Origin of the sequence: Exiguobacterium alkaliphilum 12/1 (genome assembly GCF_000714435.1) — a bacterium.
Lineage (GTDB): Bacteria > Bacillota > Bacilli > Exiguobacteriales > Exiguobacteriaceae > Exiguobacterium > Exiguobacterium alkaliphilum.
Map to the genome: position 1 here is coordinate 1 of NZ_JJMW01000019.1, position 23,600 is coordinate 23,600.

The following is a 23,600-nucleotide window of genomic DNA, read 5'->3' on the forward strand; positions in this document are numbered from 1 at the left end:
CAAACGGTCGCCATCTGACGGCCGTTTTTCTATTTCTGTCGCCATGATAGCCGAAACGAACGTCGACATCGTACGTCATCCATTCCGTGTCGGGGTGAGTAGATTGAACTCGTTGAACACAAAAAAGACGAATCAAATCGCAAGGGGCGATTTGGTTCGTCAACATCCTGCGCCGAGTTAACGTTCGGCGTTTTATTTTGGCTTTGCAACAAGTGAACGAACGTTTGATTTCTCTAAAAATGCGTTCATCAACATGATGAGCCCGGTGACGACGAACAAAGCCGAAAATCCAAAATGGACGACGATTTGAGATCCGAACAACGGACCGAGCAAGTTCCCCATAAACTGGGCGGACTGATTGTATGAGAAGATTCGACCTGTGGCGAAGCTCGGCGTATGTTGCCGCAGCAACGACTGTACGGACGGCAGGAGCGCCGCTGTCGCGAACCCGAGACCGAAGCGCAAGAAGACGAGCTGTGTTGTCGATGTGACGAACGCCTGTGGGATGAGGAGCGCGCTATAGACGATGAGCGCCCAAAACAAGATGCGTTCCGCGCCGAATCGGTCCGACCATTGGCCGAGCCGCGGCGCCGAAATCAGGGCGGCGACTCCCGGGGCCGAGGCGACGATTCCAGCAAGAAATGCGAGCGACGTCGTGTATGGGTTCAACTCGCGGACGTATAGCGTCAACAACGGACCGATCGATTGTGTCGAGAACGTGATTAAGAACGTCGTGAGAAACAAGCTGAGAATCAATTGCGGGTGACGCACGGAGCGGATAATCGATTTCGTCGAATCGAGTTTTTCGCGCGCCACGGGCACGAAGTCTTCTTTGACGAAGACGAGCGTGATGAGGAACGTCAAGAAGAGCGCGCTTCCGGTAAAGAGAAAAACGGATCGAAGCCCAACCCAGTCAGCGAGCAGTCCGCCAATCAACGGACCGAGGAGACCACCGGTGATGCCGCCGGTCGACAACGTACCGAGCGCCCAGCCACTTTTCTCTTTTGGTGTTTGTGAAGCGACAAGCGTGATGCCGGCCGAGATGAACCCGGAGACGGCACCCATCAAGAGCCGAAGCCCGACGAGCTGATAGACGTCTTGGACGAAGCTGATGAGCGTCATGACCGTTGCCATCCCGAGGCTTGCCCGGATGAGCATCAACTTGCGCCCTTTTTGGTCGGCGAGCCGTCCCCACAGCGGGGAGACGATTGCGGCGACGAGGAACGTGGCACCGAACGCGATGGCCGACCACGTGACGACGTCGTCCGGGTCGTGCACACCCAGCTCTTCAATGAAGAGCGGCAGGAACGGCAACACGAGACTCATCGAAGCGGCCGTCAAGAAACTCCCGAGCCAAACGATGAGTAGATTCTTTTTCCACAGTGGCACCGTGAGCGTCACTTCCTTTCCATCATATTCTACATACGGTATATCTTACACTTTATGAAGTAAAAAGTCTAAAAAAAAAGAGAAGGCCGAAGCCTCCTCATCCATTGCTCCGGACGACGATATGGTCGACCGAGCGGACACATTGATTGTCATACAGCACGTATACGGGTCCGTCATCGAGCACTTTCCCGTCTTTTGAGAACTGAAGATAGACGGTGCGCGCTTCTGCGAGCGAAAGCGTCAACGTCGTCTCCCCGTAAAAGCTGACGTGGGTCGCCGTCGTGAGCGGTTCGGCGTTTTGCAAAAACGGAGCGAACGGCATGGCGAACGAGTCGCGGAGCGCAGCATCTTTATCGGCGCGTGACATCGGCTTGTTGTGGTCAATCCGAGCGCCTTGGGTCAGTCCCTCGTCCCATGCCTTCCCCATTTTGGCATAGTAGGCGTCCTGATCGCTTTCGAGTTCAGAATCAAGTGCTTCGACATTTCGCTTGCGTTCGTCAAAAATCCAAACGGTCGGGTCGATCGTCAACGCGTGACGCACGGCCCCGTCCAACGGAAAAATCATTGGTAGTCCCCCTTTATTCACGATACACTGTTCATTATACAAGGTTTGGCATCAATTTGGGAACAAGACAGAAACTCGCTTTGAATCACGACTGTTCATTGAATTATGATGAAATATAATGTACAGTTGAGTTATGACAAACAGTCTGTCATTGTACGGAGGAGGGGTCGTAGTGGCGACAAATTTGGCTGCAGTCCAACGGGAGCAAGCGCTTCAATTACTTGAAGCCGATGCGGAGAAAATCCGTTGTTTGATTGAAGTGCAGTTAGAAAACCTAAAAATGCCGAAGTGCCCGCTTTATGAAGAGGTGCTTGATACACATATGTTCGGTCTATCACGCCAAATTGATTTCGCGGTCCGTCTTGGACTCATTTCAGACATTGAAGGTAAAGGACTGCTCGATTCATTGGAACAAAAGTTATCCGCGCTCGCGGAAGCTTCAGAACTATGAACCTTATACTCAAACTGTGCAAGCGGCGCTGTTTGAGTATTTTTTTATAATGGTCAATCGGATTGCTGTACATAAGGAAGTGAACAGATGAAAACGAGATTTCAGTATTTTGATTTTACGTTGTTTATCGCCGTGCTCATGCTCGTTGGCATCAGCTCGGTCATGATTTACAGTGCCAGTGTGTGGAACCGCGGGGATTATGCGAATAGTGGTCTGTTTTACCGACAGCTCGTCTACGCCGGAATCGGGATCGTCGTCTATTTGGTGGCGACGCTATTCCGCTATGAGAACTTCCGGAAACCACATATCCTGTATGGGCTGTATGCGTTAACGGTCATCCTGTTGTTCGTCACATGGGCGATGCCGCCACTAAACGGGGCTCGGGCGTGGCTCGTCGTCGGCGGCTTCACGATGCAACCGGTCGAGATCGCCAAGTTCGCGCTCATCTTGCTCTTGGCGAACTATTATCACCGCCTGTGGAACGATGACCTCAAAGGTCTCCCGGGCCGAATCGGACGGGCCGCCATCGTCAAAAAAGGGTGGCGTGCTCAAATCGGCGCATTCTTCTTGATTCCGATCATTTACTTTTTCCTACCGTACGCCATCGCCATCAATGGACAGCCGGACCATGGGGGGCTGTTCGTCCTCGGGGCCATCATGTTCATGATGTGGCTCGCTGTCGGCTCACCGCTTCGGATTATCGTCCCGGCAATCTTGGCGGGAATCGGCTTCGTCTATGCGATGTATACGTTCGTCTTCACCGATAACCAAGTGAGTCGCGTCGACGTCGTGTTCAATCCGTTCATGGACCCGGAAGGTTACGGACATCAGTTGCTCATGTCGATCATCTCCATCGTCCATGGGGGCTTGACGGGCGTCGGGCTCGGCAACAGTTATCAGAAGTACGGGTACTTGCCGGAGCCGGAGACGGACTATATTATGTCGATCATCGCGGAAGAGCTCGGTTTTGTCGGCGTGCTCGCCGTCTTGACGCTACTCTTTTTCATCGCGTTCCGGGCCATCAACATCGCCAACCATTCGGACAACCATTTCGCCATGTTCGTCTCGTTCGGGATTGCGGCCCAGCTGATGGTGCAAACGGCCATCAATATCGGGGCGATGTCGGGCTGGTTCCCGGGTACCGGGGTCACGCTTCCGCTCGTCAGTTACGGGGGGACGTCACTCATCATGACGATGGGCATCCTCGGCGTATTGAGTAGCATCTCGATGCGAAACCGGCATCGCGAAGCGACGAGACGGGCTGAGATTCGAGAAAAGTCAGCAGAAAACGTTCAAAGCTCGTCGTTGCATGTAGTAAGGTAAGACTGAAAGGACTACTTTAATGGGGGGAATTCATTTGAAACCAATTAGCAAATTACTAGTAGCCAACCGTGGGGAAATCGCCATTCGCGTATTTCGTGCCGCCACAGAGTTAGGGATGCGCACTGTCGCCATCTATTCACAAGAAGACAGCGGGTCGTTACACCGTTTTAAAGCGGACGAAGCGTACTTGGTCGGTCTAGATAAAAAGCCGATTGATGCGTACCTCGATATCGAGGACGTGATTCGAATCGCGAAACAGTCGGGGGCTGACGCGATTCACCCAGGCTACGGCTTCTTGTCGGAGAACATTGAACTCGCACGTCGTTGCCGCGAAGAAGGCATCATCTTTGTCGGGCCGAACGAATCCCACTTGCATGCGTTCGGCGACAAAGTGCGCGCCCGTCAAAATGCGATTGCGGCCGGGCTTCCGGTCATTCCGGGTTCAGATGGGCCGCTCACATCATATGAAGACGCCTTGGCGTTCTCAAACGAGCACGGTTTCCCGCTCATGGTCAAAGCCGCGATGGGCGGAGGCGGACGGGGGATGCGTGTCATCCGTTCAGAAGCCGAGATGAAAGATTTGATTGAACGTGCCAAGTCAGAAGCGAAGCAAGCGTTCGGTTCGGACGAAGTGTACATAGAGAAACTGGTCGAACGACCAAAACATATCGAGGTCCAAATCCTCGGTGATGACCACGGTAACATCATCCACTTGTTCGAGCGCGACTGCTCGGTCCAGCGCCGTCACCAAAAAGTTGTCGAAGTCGCACCGTGTGTGACGCTCTCGGGAGAGTCGCGCCAAGCGATTTGCGACGCGGCCGTCCAGCTGATGCGCCATGTCGGCTACGTGAACGCCGGGACGGTCGAGTTCCTCGTCACAGAAGACGAGTCGTTCTACTTCATCGAGGTCAATCCGCGCATCCAAGTCGAGCATACAATCACCGAGATGGTGACCGGATTCGATATCGTCCAAACGCAACTCATGATCGCGCAAGGCGAGTCGCTCCACGGTGAAATGATTCACATGCCGAAGCAAGAAGATATCAAGTTGCTCGGTTTCGCGATTCAATCGCGCGTCACGTCAGAAGACCCGGCCAACAGTTTCATGCCGGACACCGGGAAGATCATGGCATATCGTTCACCGGGCGGTTTCGGGGTTCGCCTTGACGGCGGGAACGCTTATGTCGGGGCTGAAATCTCACCATATTATGACTCGCTCCTCGTCAAGTTGTCGACGCATGGGATGACGTTCGAACAAGCTGCTTCGAAGATGGTCCGTAACTTGAACGAGTTCCGGATTCGCGGCATCAAGACGAACATCCCGTTCTTGATTAACGTGATGAAGCACCAGAACTTTATTAGCGGTGACTATAACACGTCGTTCATCGATGAGACGCCGGAACTGTTCGTCTTCCCGAAACGGAAAGACCGTGGAACGAAGTTACTCAACTATATCGGCGACGTCACGGTGAACGGATTCCCGGGCGTCGGATTGAAAGACAAACCGATCAGTCGCTCGGTCCGGATTCCGCACGACCTTCCGGCCGAGGCGAAGCCGGGCTCGAAACAAATCTTGACGGAGCTCGGTCCGACCGGTCTCGCCGATTGGGTCAAACGTCAGCCTGAGCTGTTATTGACCGATACGACGATGCGCGACGCCCATCAGTCGCTCCTCGCGACCCGGATGCGCACGCAAGACATCTTAAATATCGCGGAGCCGACGAGCAAGCTCATGCCGGAACTGTTCTCGGTCGAGGCGTGGGGCGGGGCGACGTTCGATGTGGCGTACCGTTTCTTGTCAGAAGACCCATGGGTCCGACTCATGCGCCTGCGTGAACGGATGCCGAACGTCTTGATTCAAATGCTCTTACGTGGGGCGAACGCCGTCGGCTATAAAAACTATGCCGACAACGTCATCGAGAAGTTCGTGCACGAGGCGGCGTATGCCGGTGTCGACGTCTTCCGCATCTTCGACAGCTTGAACAATATCGAATCGATTCAACTCGCCATCGATGCGACACTTCCGACTGGGAAAGTCGCCGAGGCGGCCATCTGTTATACGGGTGACTTGTACGACGGCAACCGTCCGAAGTATCACTTGCCGTATTACGTCGACCTTGCGAAGCAACTCGAAGCGAGCGGCGCCCACATCTTGGCGATTAAAGATATGGCGGGTCTCTTGAAGCCAGAGTCCGCGTACGCGCTCGTCTCGGCATTGAAAGACGCCGTCGATTTACCAATCCACTTGCACACGCACGATGCTTCCGGCAACGGGATCTTCACGTACGCGCGGGCGACGGATGCAGGTGTCGATATCGTCGACGTCGCCGCTAGCTCGATGTCAGGGATGACGTCGCAACCTTCAGGTGGCAGTTTGATCTATGCGCTCGACCATCACGAACGCCAGCCGAAAGTCGATGTGAAACATTACGAGGTCATCAGCGACTACTGGCAAGACGTGCGCCACAACTACGAGCCGTTCGAGAGCGATATGCGCGCGCCGCATCCATCCGTGTATGAGCACGAGATGCCGGGCGGCCAGTACTCGAACTTGCAACAGCAGGCGAAAGCCGTCGGTCTCGGCGACCGCTGGGGTGAAGTGAAGGCGATGTACGCCCGGGTGAACATGTTGTTCGGAGATATCGTCAAAGTGACCCCGTCGTCGAAAGTTGTCGGCGACATGGCGCTCTTCATGGTCCAACACGACTTGAATGAACAAGATGTGATTGACCGTGGCCACCAACTCGACTTCCCGGATTCGGTCGTCGAGATGATGCGTGGCGAGCTCGGGACGCCTCCAGGTGGTTTCCCGACCGATGTGCAACAAGCGATTTTGAAAGGGGAGAACCCGCTCGAGGTTCGTCCTGGCAAGTTGATTGAACCGTATAATTTCGAAGCGGCGCGGACGGAGCTGTTCGAGAAGTTCGAACGTCCGGTCACAGACTTCGAGTTGCTCGCCCATGCGCTTTATCCGAAAGTGTATGACGACTACGTCAAACATACGAACACGTACGGTGACGTCTCGGTGCTCGACACGTTAACGTTCTTCTACGGATTGAACGTCGGTGAGACGATTCAAGTCGAGATTGAGACAGGGAAAACGCTCATCATCAAGCTCGTCCAGGTGAGTGCGCCGAACGAGGATGGCATCCGTCTCGTCTCGTACGAGATGAACGGGGTACCGCGTGAAATCGAGATTAAAGACGTGAACGTAAAATCGGCGACGACGAGCCGTCCGAAAGTCGACCGGACGAACCCGAAACAAGTCGGGGCGTCGATGCCGGGCTCAGTGTTGAAAGTACTCGTCGAACCGGGTAGCCGTGTCCACCGCGGGGAGCAACTGCTTGTCACGGAAGCGATGAAGATGGAAACGACCGTCCAAGCCGCCCAAGACGGGGAGATTAAAGCGATCCACATCAAGGAAGGCGACACAATCCAAAGTGACGACTTGTTAATTGAGTTTGTATAATGGGAAGAAGCATAGCATGGCTATGCTTCTTTTTTAGATGGGAGAGGGAAAGATGAGACGAGTTTGTTGGTTCCGGTCCGATTTTCGGTTGCATGACAACCATATGTTGCATCGTGTCTTGAAAGACGCGGAGGAAGGCGATGAAGTGGCGTTCGTGTTTTGGCTGAATCCGAAATACTGCGACCCGTTCGATACGCGGCATGACTATTACTTCTCGACGATGAAGCGTTTCATGGACGAATTAGAAGAACGCGACCTCGGGCTTCATGTGATTGTGGCCGAGACGGAAGATGATTTTGTCGACCAACTCGGAGCGGTGGGGGCGCTTTACTTCAATGCGGAGTATGTCGAGCCGTTCAAACAACGGGACGACAACGTCATCAAGTTACTCGGGGATGAGGTGCTCGTCGTCCGGTTGCTCGATCGACACTTGTTCGCACCGAACGCCTTCACGAAAAAAGACGGTGATCCCTATAAAGTGTACACTCCGTTCAAAAAGGCGGCCTATGAAGAGGTGCCGCCAAAACCGTATGAAGTGAGTCGTGACCGTTTGAAACGACTTGTGACGTCAAAAAACGAGGTACCGCCTGAACTGAAGAAGCAGTTCGACCGGTGCGAGCGGGAATGGAAAGCGCTCGGGGAGACGGCTGCGAAACGCCGGTTGACCGACTTCGTGAACGAACGGATCAACCAGTATGACGAGGACCGTGACGTTCCGTCCATCGCCGGGACGAGCCGTCTGTCCCCGTATTTACGGACCGGCGTCTTATCGATTCGGACCGTCGCCGACGCCGTCTTGTCGGCACCGAAGTCGAAAGGACGTGACACGTATTACGATGAACTGTTGTGGCGCGAGTTCTACTACATGATTATGGTCCAATTCCCAGGGCTGAAAGATCGGCCGTTCAACGACAAGTATAAACACCTCGACTGGGAGGACAACGACGAACAGTTCGACCGCTGGTGCCGAGGGGAGACCGGTTATCCGATCGTCGATGCGGCGATGCGCCAAATGAACGAGACGGGTTGGATGCACAACCGTTTACGGATGATTGTCGCCTCGTTCTTATCAAAACATTTGCTCATCGATTGGCGTAAAGGTGAACGCTACTTTGAACAGAAGTTGATCGACTATGAGGCCGCCTCGAACATCGGCGGATGGCAATGGGCCGCCTCAGTCGGAACGGACGCCGTACCGTACTTCCGCATCTTTAACCCGACGACGCAGTCGGAGAAGTTCGACAAAGACGGGACGTTCATCCGGAAGTTTGTGCCTGAGCTGGACCATCTCGACGCGAAGGCGATTCATTTCCCTGATGCAAGCGAACGGGACGGGTACGTCGACCCGATTGTCGACCATAAAGAAGCACGGGCAAGGGCGCTCGAACGCTTTAAAGACGCGCAATAAAAAAGCCTCCCGAATAGACGGAAGGCCAGAGACGGACCAGGTCGCAAAAGCGACTTGGTCCGTTTACGCATTAGCTGATGTTTTGTTTCGAGGCATCATGACTCGCTTGGGCCCGATACGCATGATACGCCAAGTAGGAGATAATCCCGAAATAGCACGTGATCAAGAAGGCGTGAAGGAGCGGCACGTAAGTCGCGTGCCCGCCGAGAACGATCCAAGCGCCAGTGCCGACTTGCAGCATGATGAAGAAGAGCGAGGCCCACATGCCACGTTCAACGAGACGGTTCGTCTCCCGGCGTGCCAAGTACAGGACGTATAGCGTATAGAAAACGAGCAACGCGGCCATGGCACGGTGGCCCATTTGGACCCAGGATTCGAATGTCCACACTTCTTGTGCGCAAATCGGCCAGCCGACGCATGAGTACGTGGCGCCGAGGTGACGGACGTAAGCGCCGGTGTAGACGACGACCATCGTGTAAATCGTCAAGCCGTACAGATGGATCTTTAATTTTTCAGACACGGTCTTATGAACCCGCTCACCCTCAAATAAAAGAATCGTCAAGATGAGTAAGGATGCGAACGAGACGAGCGAGATGCCGAAATGGAGGGCGAGAATCGCATCCGACTGTTGCCAGATGACGGCACCGGCTCCGATGATCGACTGAATCAACATGAAGATGAACGCGAGGAACGCGAACACTTTGACGTCGAAGCGGTTTTTCACGACCGCGAACGTCCAAATCGTCAAGGCGATGATGAGAAGCCCTTCAATCCCGGAGACGACCCGGTGACTGTATTCAATCATCGTCTCGATGCTCGGGTTCGTCGGAATCAGTTTTCCGTGACAGAGCGGCCAGTCCGTGCCGCAGCCGTCACCCGAGTCCGTCTTCGTCACGGTTCCACCCATGATGAGGACGAGCATCATCCCGAGGGTGACAAACCCAGAGAAGAGTGCGAGTTTTTTATGCATTCGTTACCACCTGCTTTTGAGAAAAATCACGACAATTGCGCCTTGTAAGTTGTTATTTTTTTCGCCATACTTATTATACGGGTTTCGATCCAAAAAACGAAACGGAAAAGCTTGCAATCGCTATCAAAATCGCTATTCTAGTATTAGTAATGGTTTTTTGGTGTGACAATTATCACACGTTCGTCACAAAAAACTCGCTATTTTACAAGCATAAACGACGTATTCTTTTTAAAAATATGGTATCTTTGTTATGAGTTAGGTGTACTTTGCTTATATTGTGTTTTTTTTGTGAAAAGAATACGAGGATTTCGTGATTATGTGGGGGGGTCAGTATGACAAAAGTCAACCCAGGAATGATGGCAGAAGTAGAATATACAGAATCCGCCTCGTTCCGTGACTATGTTGCTCTCGCAAAAATGGGAATCGTCCGTGCTAACTTGTTGTTAGTGTTCGCCGGTTTCTTCGTAGCAGCAACATACCAGAGCGATACGCCCGTACTTTATTTATTTGAAGTATGGCCGCAGCTCTTATTAACCATGTTAGGCAGCGCACTCGTCATCTCCGGGAGTTGTTACCTAAACAACTTCGTGGACCGTGATATCGATTACTTGATGGGACGTACGGACAATCGACCGAGTGTCACCGGGAAAATTTCAGGAGAACGTATTTTACTCCTCGGATTGACGCAACTCGCGGTCGGGACATTCATGCTTTTGATTGTGTCGTATGTGGCAGCAGTATTCGGTTTAATCGGGGCATTTTTTTATGTCGTCATCTATACGATGTGGCTGAAACGTACGCACACGTTGAACACGGTCGTTGGTAGCATTTCGGGAGCGGTCCCACCGCTTATCGGATGGGCAGCAATCGACCCGGCGCTTCATATCGATGCGTGGCTTATGTTCCTCGTCATGTTCTTGTGGCAACCGCCGCACTTCCTCGCGCTCGCGATGCGTCGCGTCGAGGAATATCGCGCAGCTGGCATCCCGATGCTACCTGTCGTGAACGGATTCGCCATTACGAAACGCCAAATCATTTGGTGGATCGCGACGCTCATTCCGGCATCGCTTCTCTTCATGCACTACGGTACAGTCTACGTGATTATCGCGGCCGTACTCGGGGGGTACTGGTTGTATCTCGGTTTGAAAGGGTTTAAAGCCGATGACGAAATCAAGTGGGCCAATAAAATGTTCTTTTATTCATTAATTTATTTAGTCGTGTGGATTGTCGCCCTCATGTTGACGGCATTGCCTTCATCGTGACGGCAAGTTTTAATCGCACTCACTATATAGATACTTTTGCACATCATTTTGGGAGAAAGTGGGGATTGTTGTGAAATCATTTAAGAAGCTTCTGTTTGGAATCGTCCCGATGATGATGTTTGCACTCCTGTTATCAGGGTGTGGCGTTGAGGGATTGTCTGCATTGCGGCCGATGGGAGAAGGGGCTGAGATTCAGCTTCGCATCATTCTCATCAGTTTGGCAATCATGCTCTTCGTACTCGTCATCGTTACGGTTATTCACGTGTACGTCCTTATGAAATTCCGTCGGAAAGATGATTCGATTCCGAAACAGGTAGAAGGAAGCAGTACACTCGAATTGATTTGGACAGTCGTTCCAATCATCTTGCTTATCATTCTCGCTGTCCCGACGATCACGACGACCGTCGAACTCGCGAAAGCGAAAGAAGCGAAAAAAGAAGAAGAAATCAACGTCACGGCGAACCTTTATTGGTGGGAATTCGAGTACCCGAACGCGGGCGTCGTCACTGGTCAAGAACTCGTCATCCCGACAGGCAAGCGTGTCGGCATCAACTTGACGTCAAAAGATGTCATTCACTCGTTCTGGGTTCCGGCATTGTCTGGTAAAACGGATACGAACCCTGGACTCGACAACGAAATGTGGCTCCATGCAAACGAACCAGGTACGTTTTACGGGAAGTGTGCCGAGCTTTGCGGTCCGTCACACGCACTCATGGACTTTAAAGTCATCGCGCTCGATCAAGCGGATTACGATCAATGGCTTGAGGACATGAAAGCGAAGCAAGATGAAGATGCGGAACGCCTCACAGCGAACAACGAAAATCTCACAGTCGGCGAAGCCGTATACGTCGAGAGCTGCTTGAGCTGTCACGGTGGTGGGAAAGTTGCGCCGAGTTTGACGAACTATGGGGATCGCGAATGGTTGGCTGGCTACCTCGAGAACAACGAGGAAGAGTTGAAGCAATGGATTCGTGACCCGCAAAGCTTGAAACAAGGCGCGCTCATGCCTGGCTTCACGGAAGGCCAAATCAGTGATGAAGAGTTAGACGCACTCGTTGACTTCTTGTACGATCAGAAGATTGACTAACGGGAAAAGGGGGATTTCACGTGGCACAGACCACTGCATTGCAGCAATCGCGTAAATACAATGGCCTTATGGACTGGATTACGACGGTTGACCACAAAAAGATCGGTATTTTGTATTTGTTCTCAGGGATTTTCTTCCTCCTTCTCGGTGGAATTGAAGCGTTACTCATTCGTTGGCAACTCGTTCGTCCGATGAACGACTTCGTCAGCGGTGAGACGTTTAACCAATTGATCACAATGCACGGAACGACGATGATTTTCCTAGCGGCGATGCCGATGCTCTTCGGTTTCATGAACGCCGTCGTACCGCTTCAAATCGGGGCACGCGACGTCGCGTTCCCGTTCATTAACTCACTTGGATTCTGGTTGTTCTTCTTCGGTGGCGTCATGCTCAACTTGAGCTGGTTCTTCGGCGCTGCACCGAACGCAGGGTGGACGGCTTATGCGCCGCTCTCGACACAACCGGAAGCGACGGGCGTTGACTTCTATGCGCTCGGTCTTCAAATTTCAGGTTTTGGTTCACTCATGGCCGGGATTAACTTCCTCGTCACGATTTTAAACATGCGTGCACCGGGCATGAAGCTCATGCGCATGCCGCTCTTCACATGGACGACGTTCGTCGCTTCGGCTTTGATCGTCTTCGCATTCCCGCCACTTACGGTCGGATTGTTCATGTTGATGTTCGAACGACTGTTCGGAGCCGTTTACTTCAACCCGGCGATGGGCGGAAACGTCATCATCTGGGAACACCTCTTCTGGATTTTCGGTCACCCGGAAGTATACATTTTGATTTTACCGGCTTTCGGTATTTTCTCGGAAATCATCCCGACGTTCGCACGTAAACGCCTCTTCGGTTACACGACGATGGTATTTGCGACGATGCTCATCGGGTTCTTAGGATTCATGGTTTGGGTCCACCATATGTTCACAGTCGGTCTCGGACCGGTTGCCAACTCAATCTTCGCGGTCGCGACGATGGCGATCGCTGTCCCGACCGGGGTTAAAATCTTTAACTGGTTGTTCACGCTATGGGGCGGCCAAATTAAGTTCAACGTCGCGATGCTTTATTCGGTCGCATTCATTCCATCGTTTCTCGTCGGAGGGATGACAGGGGTCATGCTCTCGGTTGCACCGGCGGATTATCAGTACCATGATAGTTACTTCGTTGTCGCTCACTTCCACTACGTAATCGTAGGTGGGGTCGTCTACGGACTGTTTGCTGGACTTTACTACTGGTTCCCGCTCATGTTCGGTAAGGCACTCTCTGAGAAGCTCGGCTATTGGCAGTTCTGGTTGTTCTTTATTGGCTTCCACTTGACGTTCTTCCCTCAACACTTCCTCGGATTGTTCGGGATGCCACGCCGCGTCTTCACATACCTTCCGAACCAAGGGTTTGAAACGATGAACTTACTGTCGACAATCGGTGCCTTCTTCATGGGTGTGTCGACGATCATCTTGCTCGTCGCAGTCGTGAAAGCATTCATGTCGAAACAAGTTGTCAAACCAGACCATTGGGAAGACGGTCGTACATTGGAGTGGACACTTCCCGTGCCGACGCCAGAGTACAACTTCGCGCAAACGCCACTCGTCAAAGGTCTCGATACGTTCTGGCTCGAGAAGATGGCTGGCAACAAACGGGTGTCTGTCTCTGAACCGGTGACAGACATTCACATGCCGAACAACTCGTTGATTCCGTTCTTCATGTCACTTGGACTGTTCATCGCCGGTCTTGGCGCGATTTTCCAAAAGGACAACATGATCATCGGTTGGTCGCTCATCGCATTCGGTTTACTCATGACATTCGTATCGATGTTCCTCCGTTCATGGATCGACGATCACGGATACTACATTCCAAAATCACAAGTCGAAGCGGATTTGAAAGCGATTCGTGAGAAAGGAGAACAATAAATGGCACATGCAGTTGAAAAACACCCGGTAACCGGCCTTCCGGCCAATCCAGAGAAAGCCACGCTGGATGGGAAAAATAAATATGTGGCCTTCTGGTTCTTCCTTGGTGGAGAGACCGTTCTCTTCGCCTCGCTATTCGGAACGTATGTCGGCCTATTGAACTCTGGTGCGCCAGAGGAACTCCGCTCGTACAATATCTTTGAGATGGGGCTCGTCTTCTTCATGACGATGCTCCTCCTCACGAGTTCGCTTACGAGCGTGCTCGCGATGATGAATATGAAAGCGAACAACCCTGGCCGCATGAAGTTCTGGTTGATCGTCACGCTCGTTCTCGGTGCGGGCTTCCTTGCAGCTGAGATTTACGAGTTCATTCACTACTACCATATCGGTCATACGTTCACGTCGAGCGCGTTCGGTTCAGCGTTCTACACGCTCGTCGGATTCCACGGCGCGCACGTCACGTTCGGTCTATTCTGGATTGGGACGCTTCTCATCCGGAACTGGAACCGTCCAATCGATGTGTACAACGCACCGAAGTTTTATGTGTCGAGCCTGTATTGGCACTTCATCGATGTCGTCTGGGTTTTCATCTTCTCGATCGTCTATCTCCTAGGGATGGTGAGCTAATATGGAAAAACGTCCAATGAACGAATCGCACAAGCAGTTAGAGCTCGAAGTAAAAGCCGAGTCGAAACGCGAATATCAGCTCCAGTTGATCAGTTTCGCCATGATGATTTTACTCACATTCCTAGCGTTCGGCGCTGTGTACGCTGAACTCATGCCGGTGTGGGCGGCGGGTGGTTTCTTGATTATCCTCGCCATCATTCAAGTGTTCTTGCAGTTGTACATGTTCATGCATATGAACAACCGTGGTAACACATGGATCGTTGGGATGATGTGGCTCGGCATTTTTGTCGCCGTCATCACGGTAGCGGCACTTCGTTTGCTCATTTGGTAAATGTGACAAAGGATTGAACATCTGTGGAAACACAGATGATTCGGTCCTTTTTGCTTTACTTCAAAAATAAAGGAATAGTAATCTTGAAGTGAACGGTTTCATCGGTTTGGGAGAGAGAGAAAAGGGGTGAAGGGATGCTCTGGAATACATCAGAGCTACTCAGGCAGTTCGATTGGATGACGCTTTGGAGTCCATTCTTCGGATTGCTCATGGTAGGACTGTACGTCCTGTACGCGGTCGTCACAGAGAAAATGGCGAAGCGGGGATATGAGTCGACCACGTTGTTGCAAAAGTTCAGTATGCTATTTGCCATCGTTTTGTATTACATCGGATTCGGAAGCCCGGTCGACGTGCTCGCGCACATCATCTTCTCGGTGCATATGTTCCAAATGGTGCTCGTCTACGTGCTCGCACCGGCGCTCGTCGTCTACGGGTTGCCGTATTGGGTATTTGAAAAATTATTTAGCTATAAAGTGATTGGGCCGACACTCAAGTTCATGACGAAGCCGCTCATCGCGCTCATCTTGTTCAACGCGTTATTCACGTTGTATCATATGCCATTCATCTTCGATTACGTGTTGACGAATTATGAAGTCCACCGTATTTTCCACGGTGCGCTCCTCGTCTTCAGTTTGACGATGTGGTATCCGGTGATCGCACCGTTCCTCTCAGAGGAAGAAGAAGGCATGTCCGATTTGAAACGGATGGTATACATCATCGCCAACGGGGTGCTTTTGACGCCCGCATGTGCGCTCATCATCTTTAGTCATAATATCCTTTACGATGCGTACACGGACGTCGAGACGTTCGCGACAGTACTCGGCTACTGTATGCCGAACGGCGACGTGTCAGGACTCGATTTGAACGCGCTCATGGGTGCGACGAATAGTGCGCTAGAAGACCAACGCTTCGGCGGGGTATTGATGAAGCTTGGTCAAGAACTCGTCTACGGCTTCTTCTTCGGTTGGACGTTCTTTGGCTGGGTTCGCCGGACGAAGTCGCTCGCGCTCGAGGAAGGCATGTCGTTCTCGCCGCAAGAGCAACAAGAGAAAAAATGAGTTAAGGCAAAGGGGAAACAACGATGAATTATCTTGCATTGATTAGTGTTTCATTCATTGTGCTCAGCGCGATTTTAGTCGCCATCGGCTGGGTCATCATCGCACGGGACCGCCGTGACATCGAGAAGCACAAAAAAGTCATGACGGCCGCAGCGGTGGCCGCCACGACGTTCTTCATTCTTTACGTGTCACGCACCATCTTCGTCGGCAACACGGCGTTCGGCGGTCCGGACAGCATCAAACCATATTATTTGGCGTTCATGATTTTCCATATCTTACTCGCGACGACGGGGGGCGTGCTCGGTTTGATCACGCTCTACCTCGGTTATAAAAACAAAGTCGCAAAACACCGCAAGATTGCCCCGAAAGCCTCGGTCGTCTGGTTCTTCACGGCGATTACCGGTGTCACGGTATACGTTCTCCTCTATGTCGCGTTCGAGCCGGGTGAGACGACGAACGTCTTCCGCGCCATTATCGGAGGGTGACCCAAGAGAGGGGGATGAGGATGAAACGGAACAGTTATATGACGGTCGGTTTGACGGTAGCCGTCCTAATCACCATCGGCGTCGCATCTTATTTCTTATTCTTTAAACAGGACGATTTGCCGGTCATTCAAGAACCGACACCGTTCACACTCACGAATGCACTAGATGGTGAGACGTACAACTCCGACAACGGGAAAGTAAAAGTGATTACGTTCTTTTACACGAACTGTCCGGACATCTGTCCGCTCACGCTCCGGGACTTTATGAAACTCGAGCAAGAGTTGAAGGCCGACGGATTGTATGGGACCGATGTCGAACTCGTCGCCATCACGGTCGACCCGGAAGTCGATACGGTACCGGTGCTTGAAAATTACGGTGCCGCCTTTCAAGCGGAACCTACAGGATGGAAAGTGTTGACGGGTGAGAAAGCGGACATCGACCGCATCACGCGCCAGCTTCAATTCTATTATTCGAAGGCGAACAGCGGGCTCGTCACGCACGCCACGACGATGTATATCGTCGATCGACAGCATGACGTGCGGGCCGTCGCGCAAATGGCGACGACAGGAGATCAGCCGGTCGATATAGAATCTATCATGGAGGACGTGAACGTGCTCGTTGCTGAAAAGGAGTGAAGACGATGAACGATACGATGGCTGTGATTGGGAACGATTATTCGTATGGAGATGTGACGATTGCGGAACGGGCGATTGAGGATTTGATTGCATGTAGTGCAATCGAGTTCGGCTTGGCTGAAGTGAAAGTCGTTTCTTTGTCGAAAGATCGCTACGATTATCAAGTGATCGCACCGCTCTCGCTCGCAGAGGCGGAACGGTTGTACCGTTACATCCGAGATCAATTCGATTTGTTGCTCGGGCAAGTCGATGTGACGTTGAACGTCATCGCGACGTAACGACAACGGAGGGCCGCGTTGCGGTCCTCCGTTTGTTGACGAACAGAATGTTTTCACTCATCCTCTTGGCGTCTCCGCTCTTAGGGCGAGCAGGGAGCCGCATCGGGTAACGCTGCCGGGTCTCCCTCCGCTCGCTATTGTCTACGGCGCCGTCGGATGAGCGCCGCGAGAGGCCGCCTTTGTGCGGCCTCTCGTCTTTGCGTTTCTTCAATTTTTCTGTCGGGCCGTGCGTCTCGGGATTATTGAACCCAAAGAAGACGAACTAAATCGCAGGTCACGATTCGTCTCATCCACAGCTCGAGGGCAACAACGCAGTCCTGTTTTCTTTGTACCTATATTTTCCATAAGTGAACTCTGTTATGATTAGGAAAAGAAAAGACTACCAGCACATCTGTTCGAAACGAGGAGGAAGAAGGATGGGAAAAGAAGCGTTAGTCGTCATTGATCTTCAAAACGATATTACGAAAAATTACAAAACCGTGATTGAAAACGTCAATCACTCGATTGATTGGGCCGTCGAGCATGACGTGCCGGTCGTCTACATCCGTCATGAGAATCTCTCGGCAGGGACGAGGACGTTTAAAACGGGTACGCGCGGGGCCGAGCTCGTCCCGGACTTGAAGGTGGTGTCTGACCACGTCTTCACGAAATATAAAGGAAACGCGTTAACGAGCGAAGCGTTCGCAACCTTCATCGAGCAGCATGAAGTCGAGACGTTCTACATCACCGGGGCGGATGCCATCGCCTGCGTGAAGTCGACGTGTTACAACATGCGAAAATCAAACTATGATGTTCAAGTCTTGTCCGATTGTATAACAAGTTATGATCAAAAGAAGATTGCCGAGATGATTCAGTATTATGAAGGGAAAGGCTGCAAGATTATTCGAGTGGAGGACTTACCTGCTTGACTTGGGGGTTGAACATGACGGGATACGGACTCTATAGGGGGTCCTTTTTCGTTGACAGACATATGTCTTCAAATGAAAAACCCCTTTACGATTAAAGGGGTTTGACTTCTAATGTGTCGGCGAGAGCCGTCAAGCGACGCTCGCAGTCGCGGACAATCTCTTCCGGAAACTCTTCGTCATATTCGACGCCGTGTGGGTAATAGTGTTTCCCGAGAATCGGTGTCAACATTTTTACGACAGCGTGACGGTCCTCGATTTGGCCTTCAATCGCGTAGACCGGTAAGCGAAGGTAGAACGTCTCACCCGTCGATTGCTTCTCGTATTTCATATCATACGTCGCACGCTCGTAGTCCCAAGCGCCTTCACGGATGAAATGATGATGATCCATGATCGTCTCGAGCAAACCGAAGCGGATCTCTTTTCCCTCGATGTGGAACTGCTCAAATTTCATCATAATCCCCCTTTTTTCAATAAACCTCATATGTCATCATATCATATCCAAAAACATTGTTGGAATAACGTGTGTTCAAATTGTGAAAAAAAGATGAACGGTCAACGAAGCGTCTCGAGGTAGGCGTCAATCTTCTCTGCCAAGCGGACTCCGAGCGGCATCAGGCCTTCTGAACCGAAGAAGACGTTGAACTCGAGGATATAAAAGCCTTCGGCGGTGACGATGACATCGAACGCCGCGTGGTTGATGTGCAGCGTCTTTGCAATCTCGAGTACTTCGTCGACGACGTCTTGCGGGATATCGTCATAAGAGAAGTGAGCGCCTTGGGCGACGTTGTTTAGGAACGCCTCGCTGACACGCCAGTAGGCGCCGGCGACGTCTTCGCCGATGATGATGATGCGAAGGTCACGGTCGTTCGGGATGTATTCCTGTACGTAAAACGTATCGTGTTTCTCGACATACTCGAGCCAGTCTTGCTCCTGTTTGATGAGCCAGACGCCTTGCCCCATCGACGATTTTGCCGTCTTGGCGACGAACGGGTAGGTGAACTCCTCGAGCACGCGTTCAATCGTGTACGCGTTCTTTCCGTAAATGAGGGTCTTTGGGATGCGGTCCGGGAACGTCGCCTTGAACGCCCGCGTCATCTCGATTTTATCGTGGCCGAGGTGATACGTCGCTGGAGACGGATAAATCGGTTTATTTAAACCGTAGATGATGGAATTGACCATCCAATATTCGGGGAACAAGACGAGTTCAGCGGCGCGTACTTTATCGAGTTGGTCAAAGTAGTATTCTGGTTTCGCGTAGTCGGTTATGATGCCGGCCGAGCGAATCATATTGAACGAGACTTTTTTCATCGGACACCGTGCAGGCACGGTGATTCACTTCCTTTCTGTTCTGAACGCATGAGTCACATTCAATTATAAAGCCGATTGCTCACAGAGGGAATCAATTGTGGTAAAATCATGTCAGAAAGGGTGAAAGCCATGATTATCACTGAACAGACGATCGCACTTCTCGACCAGGCCGAAACGTTGGCCGAATGGATTGAGTCGAGCGAGTCGTTCCAAACATATATCACGACGAAGCGGGCACGCCTGGCGTCAGACGAGGCGCGTGACGTAGAGCGTGAGTTTTTACGCATGAAAGAAGATTACGAGTACGTGCAGCGGTTCGGCAAACATCACCCGGACCATGACCGCATCAAAAAAGAGATGCATCTCGTCAAGCGTCGGCTCGACGTCCAACCGGAAGTGGCCGCTTTCAAGAAAGCGGAGCGGAATTTGGACAAACTGCTCGGGGAAGTGAGCGGCTTACTGGCCCACTCCGTATCCCCGAAAATAAAAGTCCCGACGGGCAACCCGTTCTTCGATGAGGGTGGCTGTTCCGGCGGAGGAAGCTGTGGCGGAGGAGGCGGAAGCTGTGGATGTGCTGTCTAACTCGTTTGAGCTGAACGGACGCATCGGCCTTGTCGTGTACGTCCAGTCGCTTAAACAAGTGAAAGTGCTCAGACGATACGCGAACTTGTATTATGTGTCGAAACGGGAGAAGTATGCCTTTTTGTATACGGACTTGGACGGACACGAGGCGGTCATCGAGCAAATGCGGGCGTTGCCGTTCGTCGAGGACGTCGTGCGTAGCGAACGGCCGTTCATCGCCGAGACGTATGCGCCGAAACAGAAATAAAACGAAACAAGATGAAGGTGGCGACACCTTCATCTTTTCTGGTGGGGGAGAGAACCATGCGCGTCATTTCAGGAGAACGCAAAGGGACACGATTAAAAGCGGTCCCGGGGTCGGCGACACGTCCGACGACAGATAAAGTAAAAGAATCGTTATTTAACATCATCGGTCCTTATTTCGCGGGGGGAGACGCGCTCGATTTGTATGCCGGAAGTGGCGGGCTCGGAATCGAAGCGCTCTCCCGTGGCTGTGACCACGCGGTGTTCGTCGACAAGCAGACGAAGGCGATTCAGACGATTCAAGAGAACTTGCGCGTCACGCGCTACGAAGCGAATGCGACCGTTTATCGTCAAGATGCACGACAAGCGCTCGACGAGCTGATCACGAGCGGACGAGAATTCAAGCTCATTTTCATGGATCCACCGTATCACGCCGAAACACATGAGACGTTTTTACAGCTCATCGAGGCGAACCACCTCCTGACCGATAACGGGGTCGTCGTCTGCGAACATGGGAGTGAGGCCGAGTTGCCGGAACGTGTCGGGCGACTCGAAAAAATAAAAGTTCAGCGCTACTCAGACGTGATCACGATCAGTTTTTATGAGTACGCATCAACTGAGGAGTGAGAACATGTCCAAACGCATCGCCATCTGTCCAGGAAGCTTTGACCCGATTACGAACGGTCATTTAGATATCATCGAGCGCGCCGCGGCCATCTTTGACGAAGTGATTGTCGCCGTCCTCGAAAACTCGAGCAAAGCACCGTTATTTGACGTCGAGGAGCGGCTCACGCTCATCCGTGACGTGACGACACATTTGCCGAACGTGACGGCCGACGCGTTCGGCGGTTTGCTCGTCGAATACGCCGCCGAGCGGGAAGCGGCGACCATCGTCCGAGGCTTGCGTGCCGTTTCCGACTTTGAGTATGAGCTGCAAATCGCGTCCATTAACAAAAAGTTGAACGAAGACGTTGAGACGCTCTTCATGATGACGAACAGCCAGTACTCGTTCCTCAGCTCTTCCATCGTCAAAGAAGTCGCGAAATATGGGGCTTCCGTCAATGAGCTCGTTCCGGTTCAAGTCGAAGAGGCGCTCCGCAGAAAGTTTGAAGCGAGCCGACAACCATGAAGTCGCTCAAAATCGGATTCGGCTTACTCGTCGCCGTGCTCATGTTCTTGTTCGTCCCGTTACCGTATTACATCACGTATCCGGGCGAGGCGACATCGATTGAACGGTTCATGACGGTCGAAGATGGAGAGAAAGAGCCGGGCGAGCTCATGATGGTCACCATCTCGCAGCGACGGGCGACACCACTGTGGCTCGTCGGGAGCTGGTTCACACCGTTCACCGAAGCGAGCCCATCGAGCCGTTATTTATATGACGGGGAAGGTGAACAGGACTACGAACGGCGTCAACAACTGCTCATGGCTTCATCGCAACAAGCGGCGATCCAATATGCCTACGCGCTCGCCGAGGCGGACGTAGACGTCGATTTCAATGGCATGTACGTCTCGGCCCCAATTACCGGGTCGCTCGCTTCGAACGTATTGAAGCCCGGCGACGTGATCACGGCAATCGACGGCCGCGCCTTCATGTCACGACTTGATTTTCTCGATCAAGTGGCGACGTTTGAGGCAGGCGACGAGGTGACACTCACGATTGAACGGGACGGGCGGGAACGGGTCGTCACTACGCTCGTCCAACCGCTCGACCGCTCCGGCGATCGGGTCGGTATCGGCATCTATGAACCGTTGCCGGTCCAGGACGTCGTCACGGACCCGTCCGTCGCCTTTGAACTCACGAACGTCGGGGGGCCGTCGGCCGGTCTCATGTTCACGCTTGAAATTTATGATCAATTGACGCCTGGTGACTTGGCGAACGGAGAGAGGATTGCCGGGACCGGTACGGTCGATGAGGAAGGGAACGTCGGACCAATTGGTGGAGCGTGGCAAAAGATCGTCGCCGCCGACCGTGCCGGGGCGACCGTGTTCTTCGTGCCGGACGGACCGAACTACGAGGAAGCGAGGTCGTCCCTCGACCGGCTCGAGTCCGACATTGAAGTCGTACCGGTCAAGACGGTCGAAGAGGCGATTCGTTATTTGGAGTCGATGAACTGAGGCGTCTCCCTATATTCGGGCCGGGACAGGCCGAGCGGGAGGCGGTACGCCTCGGTTACGCGCGCCTCGAAGGCGAGGTCAGGGTGGTACTTGCTGAGAAGCGGTACCGTCTTTTTTAATTCGTTCAAGACGCGTCGGCCGACCGGATTGAAGGCGAGGGGACGCACGTAAGGGACGTCATCGAAACGGACGGGCAACTCTGTCCGCTCGAAGTGGATGAGCACCGAGACGAGCGCCCGCTGAATCGCCGTCCGCGTATACCGGCGCGTCAGCATCTTCGAGAGGGCCCGTTCGAACGTCGGTTCCATCCCGGCCTCGATGAGACGCGGCGAGAGCGAGGCGTCGATGCCGACGAGCTGCTCGAGCACGTATTTTGGCGTCGTCCGTAGCTTATATTGAAGCATCGGCCAATAGAGCGACCAATGCGCCATCGACTGACGTTCAAACAGCCTCCGCGTGGCCTCAGGCACCGCTCGCACGCTTCCGGCCTCAAGGTAATGGGCGCGGACGCCCGTGGCCGACATGACGTCCGAGACGCCGGTGTCGTGATAACCGGCCCCGAGACGCCGGACGGTATGAAGATTGATGGAACTGGCCGCTTGCGCGTAGTGGTAGGCCAAAATATTGTTCGGGAGCGTCAAGTCAAAATCGGGATACAGGGAAGCGAACGCCGTACTCGATGCCTTCGCCGGGGACGATCCTTCCTTTAACGCAGATTGGAACGCGTCACGATAGGCCGGTGTCGATTCGACCTCGGACTTGGCGGCCTGCTGAATCGCCGATACGTCACCGCTCTCGCTTCCGAACGACAGTGTCTGGCAATCCATCCGCTCGGCGAGATGGACGGCTGCGCTCGCGAAGCGGTCGGCGCGTTGAACGCCGTAGCGGGTCGGGAGTTCGACGACGAGGTCGATTGCCCCGGTCTCGACCGCCGCTCGAGCCCGTGACCACTTGTCGAAGGCGGCCGGTTCGCCGCGCTGGGTGAACTGTCCACTCATGATGGCGATGACGGCTTCGGCCTCGGTCTCGAGCCGGGCGGTTTCCGCTTGATACAGGTGACCGTTGTGAAAAGGATTATACTCGGCGATGATGGCCGTCTTTTGCATAAAATTACTCCTTTGCAATGTCGATTGGATTGGTGTAAGATGGATAAGTACGCTTTGACAAAGCGCCGTCGTCAACTGATTTTAGTGTAA

At 52.8% G+C, this 23,600-nt stretch carries 25 protein-coding genes; 19 read left to right on the forward strand and 6 right to left on the reverse strand.

What is annotated here, in order from left to right; genetic code table 11:
- Positions 1 to 192 precede the first annotated feature (192 nt).
- Positions 193 to 1,389, reverse strand: a complete 1,197-nt coding sequence (locus tag RT52_RS02905) for a multidrug efflux MFS transporter (protein WP_034815461.1) — start codon at positions 1,387 to 1,389, stop codon at positions 193 to 195.
- A 97-nt stretch (positions 1,390 to 1,486) separates the two neighbouring features.
- The gene (locus RT52_RS02910) at positions 1,487 to 1,954 is read right to left on the reverse strand and encodes a hypothetical protein (RefSeq protein ID WP_034814994.1); all 468 of its coding nucleotides are present in this window, start codon (positions 1,952 to 1,954) and stop codon (positions 1,487 to 1,489) included.
- A 172-nt stretch (positions 1,955 to 2,126) separates the two neighbouring features.
- On the opposite strand from RT52_RS02910, the gene RT52_RS02915 reads away from it, so the two are divergent.
- The 4 genes from RT52_RS02915 to RT52_RS02930 all read left to right on the forward strand — a co-directional run bounded on the left by RT52_RS02915 (position 2,127) and on the right by RT52_RS02930 (position 8,605).
- On the forward strand, positions 2,127 to 2,405 hold the full coding sequence (locus RT52_RS02915) for an Fpa/YlaN family protein (RefSeq protein WP_034805704.1): 279 nt from the start codon (positions 2,127 to 2,129) through the stop codon (positions 2,403 to 2,405).
- An 87-nt stretch (positions 2,406 to 2,492) separates the two neighbouring features.
- A complete protein-coding gene (locus RT52_RS02920; protein WP_034814996.1) occupies positions 2,493 to 3,728 on the forward strand; it encodes an FtsW/RodA/SpoVE family cell cycle protein in 1,236 nt (411 codons plus the stop codon).
- Between the two features lie 28 nt (positions 3,729 to 3,756).
- Entirely contained in the window at positions 3,757 to 7,197 is a 3,441-nt protein-coding gene (locus tag RT52_RS02925) for a pyruvate carboxylase (RefSeq protein ID WP_376778072.1), read from the forward strand.
- Positions 7,198 to 7,249: 52 nt separating this feature from the next.
- Positions 7,250 to 8,605, forward strand: a complete 1,356-nt coding sequence (locus RT52_RS02930; RefSeq protein ID WP_034814998.1) for a cryptochrome/photolyase family protein — start codon at positions 7,250 to 7,252, stop codon at positions 8,603 to 8,605.
- A gap of 70 nt (positions 8,606 to 8,675) precedes the next feature.
- On the opposite strand, the gene RT52_RS02935 is transcribed toward RT52_RS02930, so the two are convergent.
- Positions 8,676 to 9,575, reverse strand: coding sequence for a COX15/CtaA family protein (locus RT52_RS02935; RefSeq protein WP_034814999.1), 900 nt, complete (start codon positions 9,573 to 9,575; stop codon positions 8,676 to 8,678).
- A gap of 332 nt (positions 9,576 to 9,907) precedes the next feature.
- Between RT52_RS02935 and cyoE the strand changes: the two genes are divergently transcribed.
- From cyoE to RT52_RS02985, 10 genes are all read left to right on the forward strand, one after another.
- Positions 9,908 to 10,837, forward strand: a complete 930-nt coding sequence (gene cyoE, locus RT52_RS02940; RefSeq protein WP_034815000.1) for a heme o synthase — start codon at positions 9,908 to 9,910, stop codon at positions 10,835 to 10,837.
- 109 nt (positions 10,838 to 10,946) lie between these two features.
- The gene (coxB, locus tag RT52_RS02945; protein ID WP_034815463.1) at positions 10,947 to 11,924 is read left to right on the forward strand and encodes a cytochrome c oxidase subunit II; all 978 of its coding nucleotides are present in this window, start codon (positions 10,947 to 10,949) and stop codon (positions 11,922 to 11,924) included.
- A gap of 68 nt (positions 11,925 to 11,992) precedes the next feature.
- Positions 11,993 to 13,831: a cytochrome c oxidase subunit I gene (gene ctaD, locus RT52_RS02950; protein ID WP_051622557.1), complete on the forward strand. Its 1,839-nt coding sequence runs from the start codon at positions 11,993 to 11,995 to the stop codon at positions 13,829 to 13,831.
- Positions 13,832 to 14,458 carry a cytochrome c oxidase subunit 3 gene (locus RT52_RS02955; protein WP_034815001.1) on the forward strand — a complete coding sequence of 209 codons (627 nt, stop codon included), beginning with the start codon at positions 13,832 to 13,834 and terminating at the stop codon, positions 14,456 to 14,458.
- A gap of 1 nt (position 14,459) precedes the next feature.
- Entirely contained in the window at positions 14,460 to 14,789 is a 330-nt protein-coding gene (locus RT52_RS02960) for a cytochrome C oxidase subunit IV family protein (protein ID WP_034815002.1), read from the forward strand.
- A gap of 134 nt (positions 14,790 to 14,923) precedes the next feature.
- The gene (locus RT52_RS02965; protein ID WP_034815003.1) at positions 14,924 to 15,847 is read left to right on the forward strand and encodes a cytochrome c oxidase assembly protein; all 924 of its coding nucleotides are present in this window, start codon (positions 14,924 to 14,926) and stop codon (positions 15,845 to 15,847) included.
- Between the two features lie 23 nt (positions 15,848 to 15,870).
- Positions 15,871 to 16,332 (forward strand): DUF420 domain-containing protein, encoded by a 462-nt coding sequence (locus tag RT52_RS02970; protein WP_034805677.1) that lies wholly within the window; start codon positions 15,871 to 15,873, stop codon positions 16,330 to 16,332.
- Positions 16,333 to 16,352: 20 nt separating this feature from the next.
- Positions 16,353 to 16,967 (forward strand): SCO family protein, encoded by a 615-nt coding sequence (locus RT52_RS02975; protein WP_034815004.1) that lies wholly within the window; start codon positions 16,353 to 16,355, stop codon positions 16,965 to 16,967.
- A gap of 5 nt (positions 16,968 to 16,972) precedes the next feature.
- Positions 16,973 to 17,245, forward strand: coding sequence for a hypothetical protein (locus RT52_RS02980; RefSeq protein ID WP_034815006.1), 273 nt, complete (start codon positions 16,973 to 16,975; stop codon positions 17,243 to 17,245).
- A gap of 416 nt (positions 17,246 to 17,661) precedes the next feature.
- On the forward strand, positions 17,662 to 18,153 hold the full coding sequence (locus RT52_RS02985; protein ID WP_034815008.1) for a cysteine hydrolase family protein: 492 nt from the start codon (positions 17,662 to 17,664) through the stop codon (positions 18,151 to 18,153).
- A 91-nt stretch (positions 18,154 to 18,244) separates the two neighbouring features.
- On the opposite strand, the gene RT52_RS02990 is transcribed toward RT52_RS02985, so the two are convergent.
- A complete protein-coding gene (locus tag RT52_RS02990) occupies positions 18,245 to 18,604 on the reverse strand; it encodes a YugN family protein (RefSeq protein WP_034805655.1) in 360 nt (119 codons plus the stop codon).
- A 101-nt stretch (positions 18,605 to 18,705) separates the two neighbouring features.
- The gene (locus RT52_RS02995; protein WP_245175456.1) at positions 18,706 to 19,479 is read right to left on the reverse strand and encodes an ATP-grasp domain-containing protein; all 774 of its coding nucleotides are present in this window, start codon (positions 19,477 to 19,479) and stop codon (positions 18,706 to 18,708) included.
- A 111-nt stretch (positions 19,480 to 19,590) separates the two neighbouring features.
- Between RT52_RS02995 and RT52_RS03000 the strand changes: the two genes are divergently transcribed.
- Genes RT52_RS03000 through RT52_RS03020 form a run of 5 tightly spaced genes read left to right on the forward strand, consistent with a single transcriptional unit; the run spans position 19,591 to position 22,404 of the window.
- Complete coding sequence (locus tag RT52_RS03000; protein ID WP_034815012.1) at positions 19,591 to 20,043, forward strand: YlbF/YmcA family competence regulator; 453 nt, start codon at positions 19,591 to 19,593, stop codon at positions 20,041 to 20,043.
- Positions 20,027 to 20,290, forward strand: coding sequence for a DUF2129 domain-containing protein (locus RT52_RS03005; protein ID WP_051622553.1), 264 nt, complete (start codon positions 20,027 to 20,029; stop codon positions 20,288 to 20,290). The genes RT52_RS03000 and RT52_RS03005 overlap by 17 nt, the downstream gene beginning before the upstream one ends.
- Before the next feature lie 56 nt (positions 20,291 to 20,346).
- Positions 20,347 to 20,913, forward strand: coding sequence for a 16S rRNA (guanine(966)-N(2))-methyltransferase RsmD (gene rsmD, locus RT52_RS03010; protein WP_034815014.1), 567 nt, complete (start codon positions 20,347 to 20,349; stop codon positions 20,911 to 20,913).
- A 4-nt stretch (positions 20,914 to 20,917) separates the two neighbouring features.
- Positions 20,918 to 21,415 carry a pantetheine-phosphate adenylyltransferase gene (gene coaD / locus RT52_RS03015; RefSeq protein ID WP_034805643.1) on the forward strand — a complete coding sequence of 166 codons (498 nt, stop codon included), beginning with the start codon at positions 20,918 to 20,920 and terminating at the stop codon, positions 21,413 to 21,415.
- On the forward strand, positions 21,412 to 22,404 hold the full coding sequence (locus tag RT52_RS03020) for a SepM family pheromone-processing serine protease (RefSeq protein WP_034815016.1): 993 nt from the start codon (positions 21,412 to 21,414) through the stop codon (positions 22,402 to 22,404). Before coaD ends, RT52_RS03020 begins: the two co-directional genes overlap by 4 nt.
- On the opposite strand, the gene RT52_RS03025 is transcribed toward RT52_RS03020, so the two are convergent.
- Positions 22,383 to 23,510, reverse strand: coding sequence for a tRNA(Met) cytidine acetate ligase (locus RT52_RS03025; protein WP_034815019.1), 1,128 nt, complete (start codon positions 23,508 to 23,510; stop codon positions 22,383 to 22,385). The two genes, RT52_RS03020 and RT52_RS03025, sit on opposite strands and share 22 nt — an antisense overlap.
- Positions 23,511 to 23,600: the final 90 nt, after the last annotated feature.

Bases quoted from the DNA above. Each gene is read 5' to 3' on its own strand.
- RT52_RS02910 (WP_034814994.1), bottom strand. From the start codon at position 1,954: ATGATTTTTCCGTTGGACGGGGCCGTGCGTCACGCGTTGACGATCGAC.
- RT52_RS02920 (WP_034814996.1), top strand. From the start codon at position 2,493: ATGAAAACGAGATTTCAGTATTTTGATTTTACGTTGTTTATCGCCGTG.
- RT52_RS02930 (WP_034814998.1), top strand. From the start codon at position 7,250: ATGAGACGAGTTTGTTGGTTCCGGTCCGATTTTCGGTTGCATGACAAC.
- RT52_RS02935 (WP_034814999.1), bottom strand. From the start codon at position 9,575: ATGCATAAAAAACTCGCACTCTTCTCTGGGTTTGTCACCCTCGGGATG.
- cyoE (WP_034815000.1), top strand. From the start codon at position 9,908: ATGACAAAAGTCAACCCAGGAATGATGGCAGAAGTAGAATATACAGAA.
- coxB (WP_034815463.1), top strand. From the start codon at position 10,947: ATGATGATGTTTGCACTCCTGTTATCAGGGTGTGGCGTTGAGGGATTG.
- ctaD (WP_051622557.1), top strand. From the start codon at position 11,993: ATGGACTGGATTACGACGGTTGACCACAAAAAGATCGGTATTTTGTAT.
- RT52_RS02955 (WP_034815001.1), top strand. From the start codon at position 13,832: ATGGCACATGCAGTTGAAAAACACCCGGTAACCGGCCTTCCGGCCAAT.
- RT52_RS02960 (WP_034815002.1), top strand. From the start codon at position 14,460: ATGGAAAAACGTCCAATGAACGAATCGCACAAGCAGTTAGAGCTCGAA.
- RT52_RS02965 (WP_034815003.1), top strand. From the start codon at position 14,924: ATGCTCTGGAATACATCAGAGCTACTCAGGCAGTTCGATTGGATGACG.
- RT52_RS02970 (WP_034805677.1), top strand. From the start codon at position 15,871: ATGAATTATCTTGCATTGATTAGTGTTTCATTCATTGTGCTCAGCGCG.
- RT52_RS02975 (WP_034815004.1), top strand. From the start codon at position 16,353: ATGAAACGGAACAGTTATATGACGGTCGGTTTGACGGTAGCCGTCCTA.
- RT52_RS02980 (WP_034815006.1), top strand. From the start codon at position 16,973: ATGAACGATACGATGGCTGTGATTGGGAACGATTATTCGTATGGAGAT.
- RT52_RS02985 (WP_034815008.1), top strand. From the start codon at position 17,662: ATGGGAAAAGAAGCGTTAGTCGTCATTGATCTTCAAAACGATATTACG.
- RT52_RS02990 (WP_034805655.1), bottom strand. From the start codon at position 18,604: ATGAAATTTGAGCAGTTCCACATCGAGGGAAAAGAGATCCGCTTCGGT.
- RT52_RS03000 (WP_034815012.1), top strand. From the start codon at position 19,591: ATGATTATCACTGAACAGACGATCGCACTTCTCGACCAGGCCGAAACG.
- rsmD (WP_034815014.1), top strand. From the start codon at position 20,347: ATGCGCGTCATTTCAGGAGAACGCAAAGGGACACGATTAAAAGCGGTC.
- coaD (WP_034805643.1), top strand. From the start codon at position 20,918: ATGTCCAAACGCATCGCCATCTGTCCAGGAAGCTTTGACCCGATTACG.
- RT52_RS03020 (WP_034815016.1), top strand. From the start codon at position 21,412: ATGAAGTCGCTCAAAATCGGATTCGGCTTACTCGTCGCCGTGCTCATG.
- RT52_RS03025 (WP_034815019.1), bottom strand. From the start codon at position 23,510: ATGCAAAAGACGGCCATCATCGCCGAGTATAATCCTTTTCACAACGGT.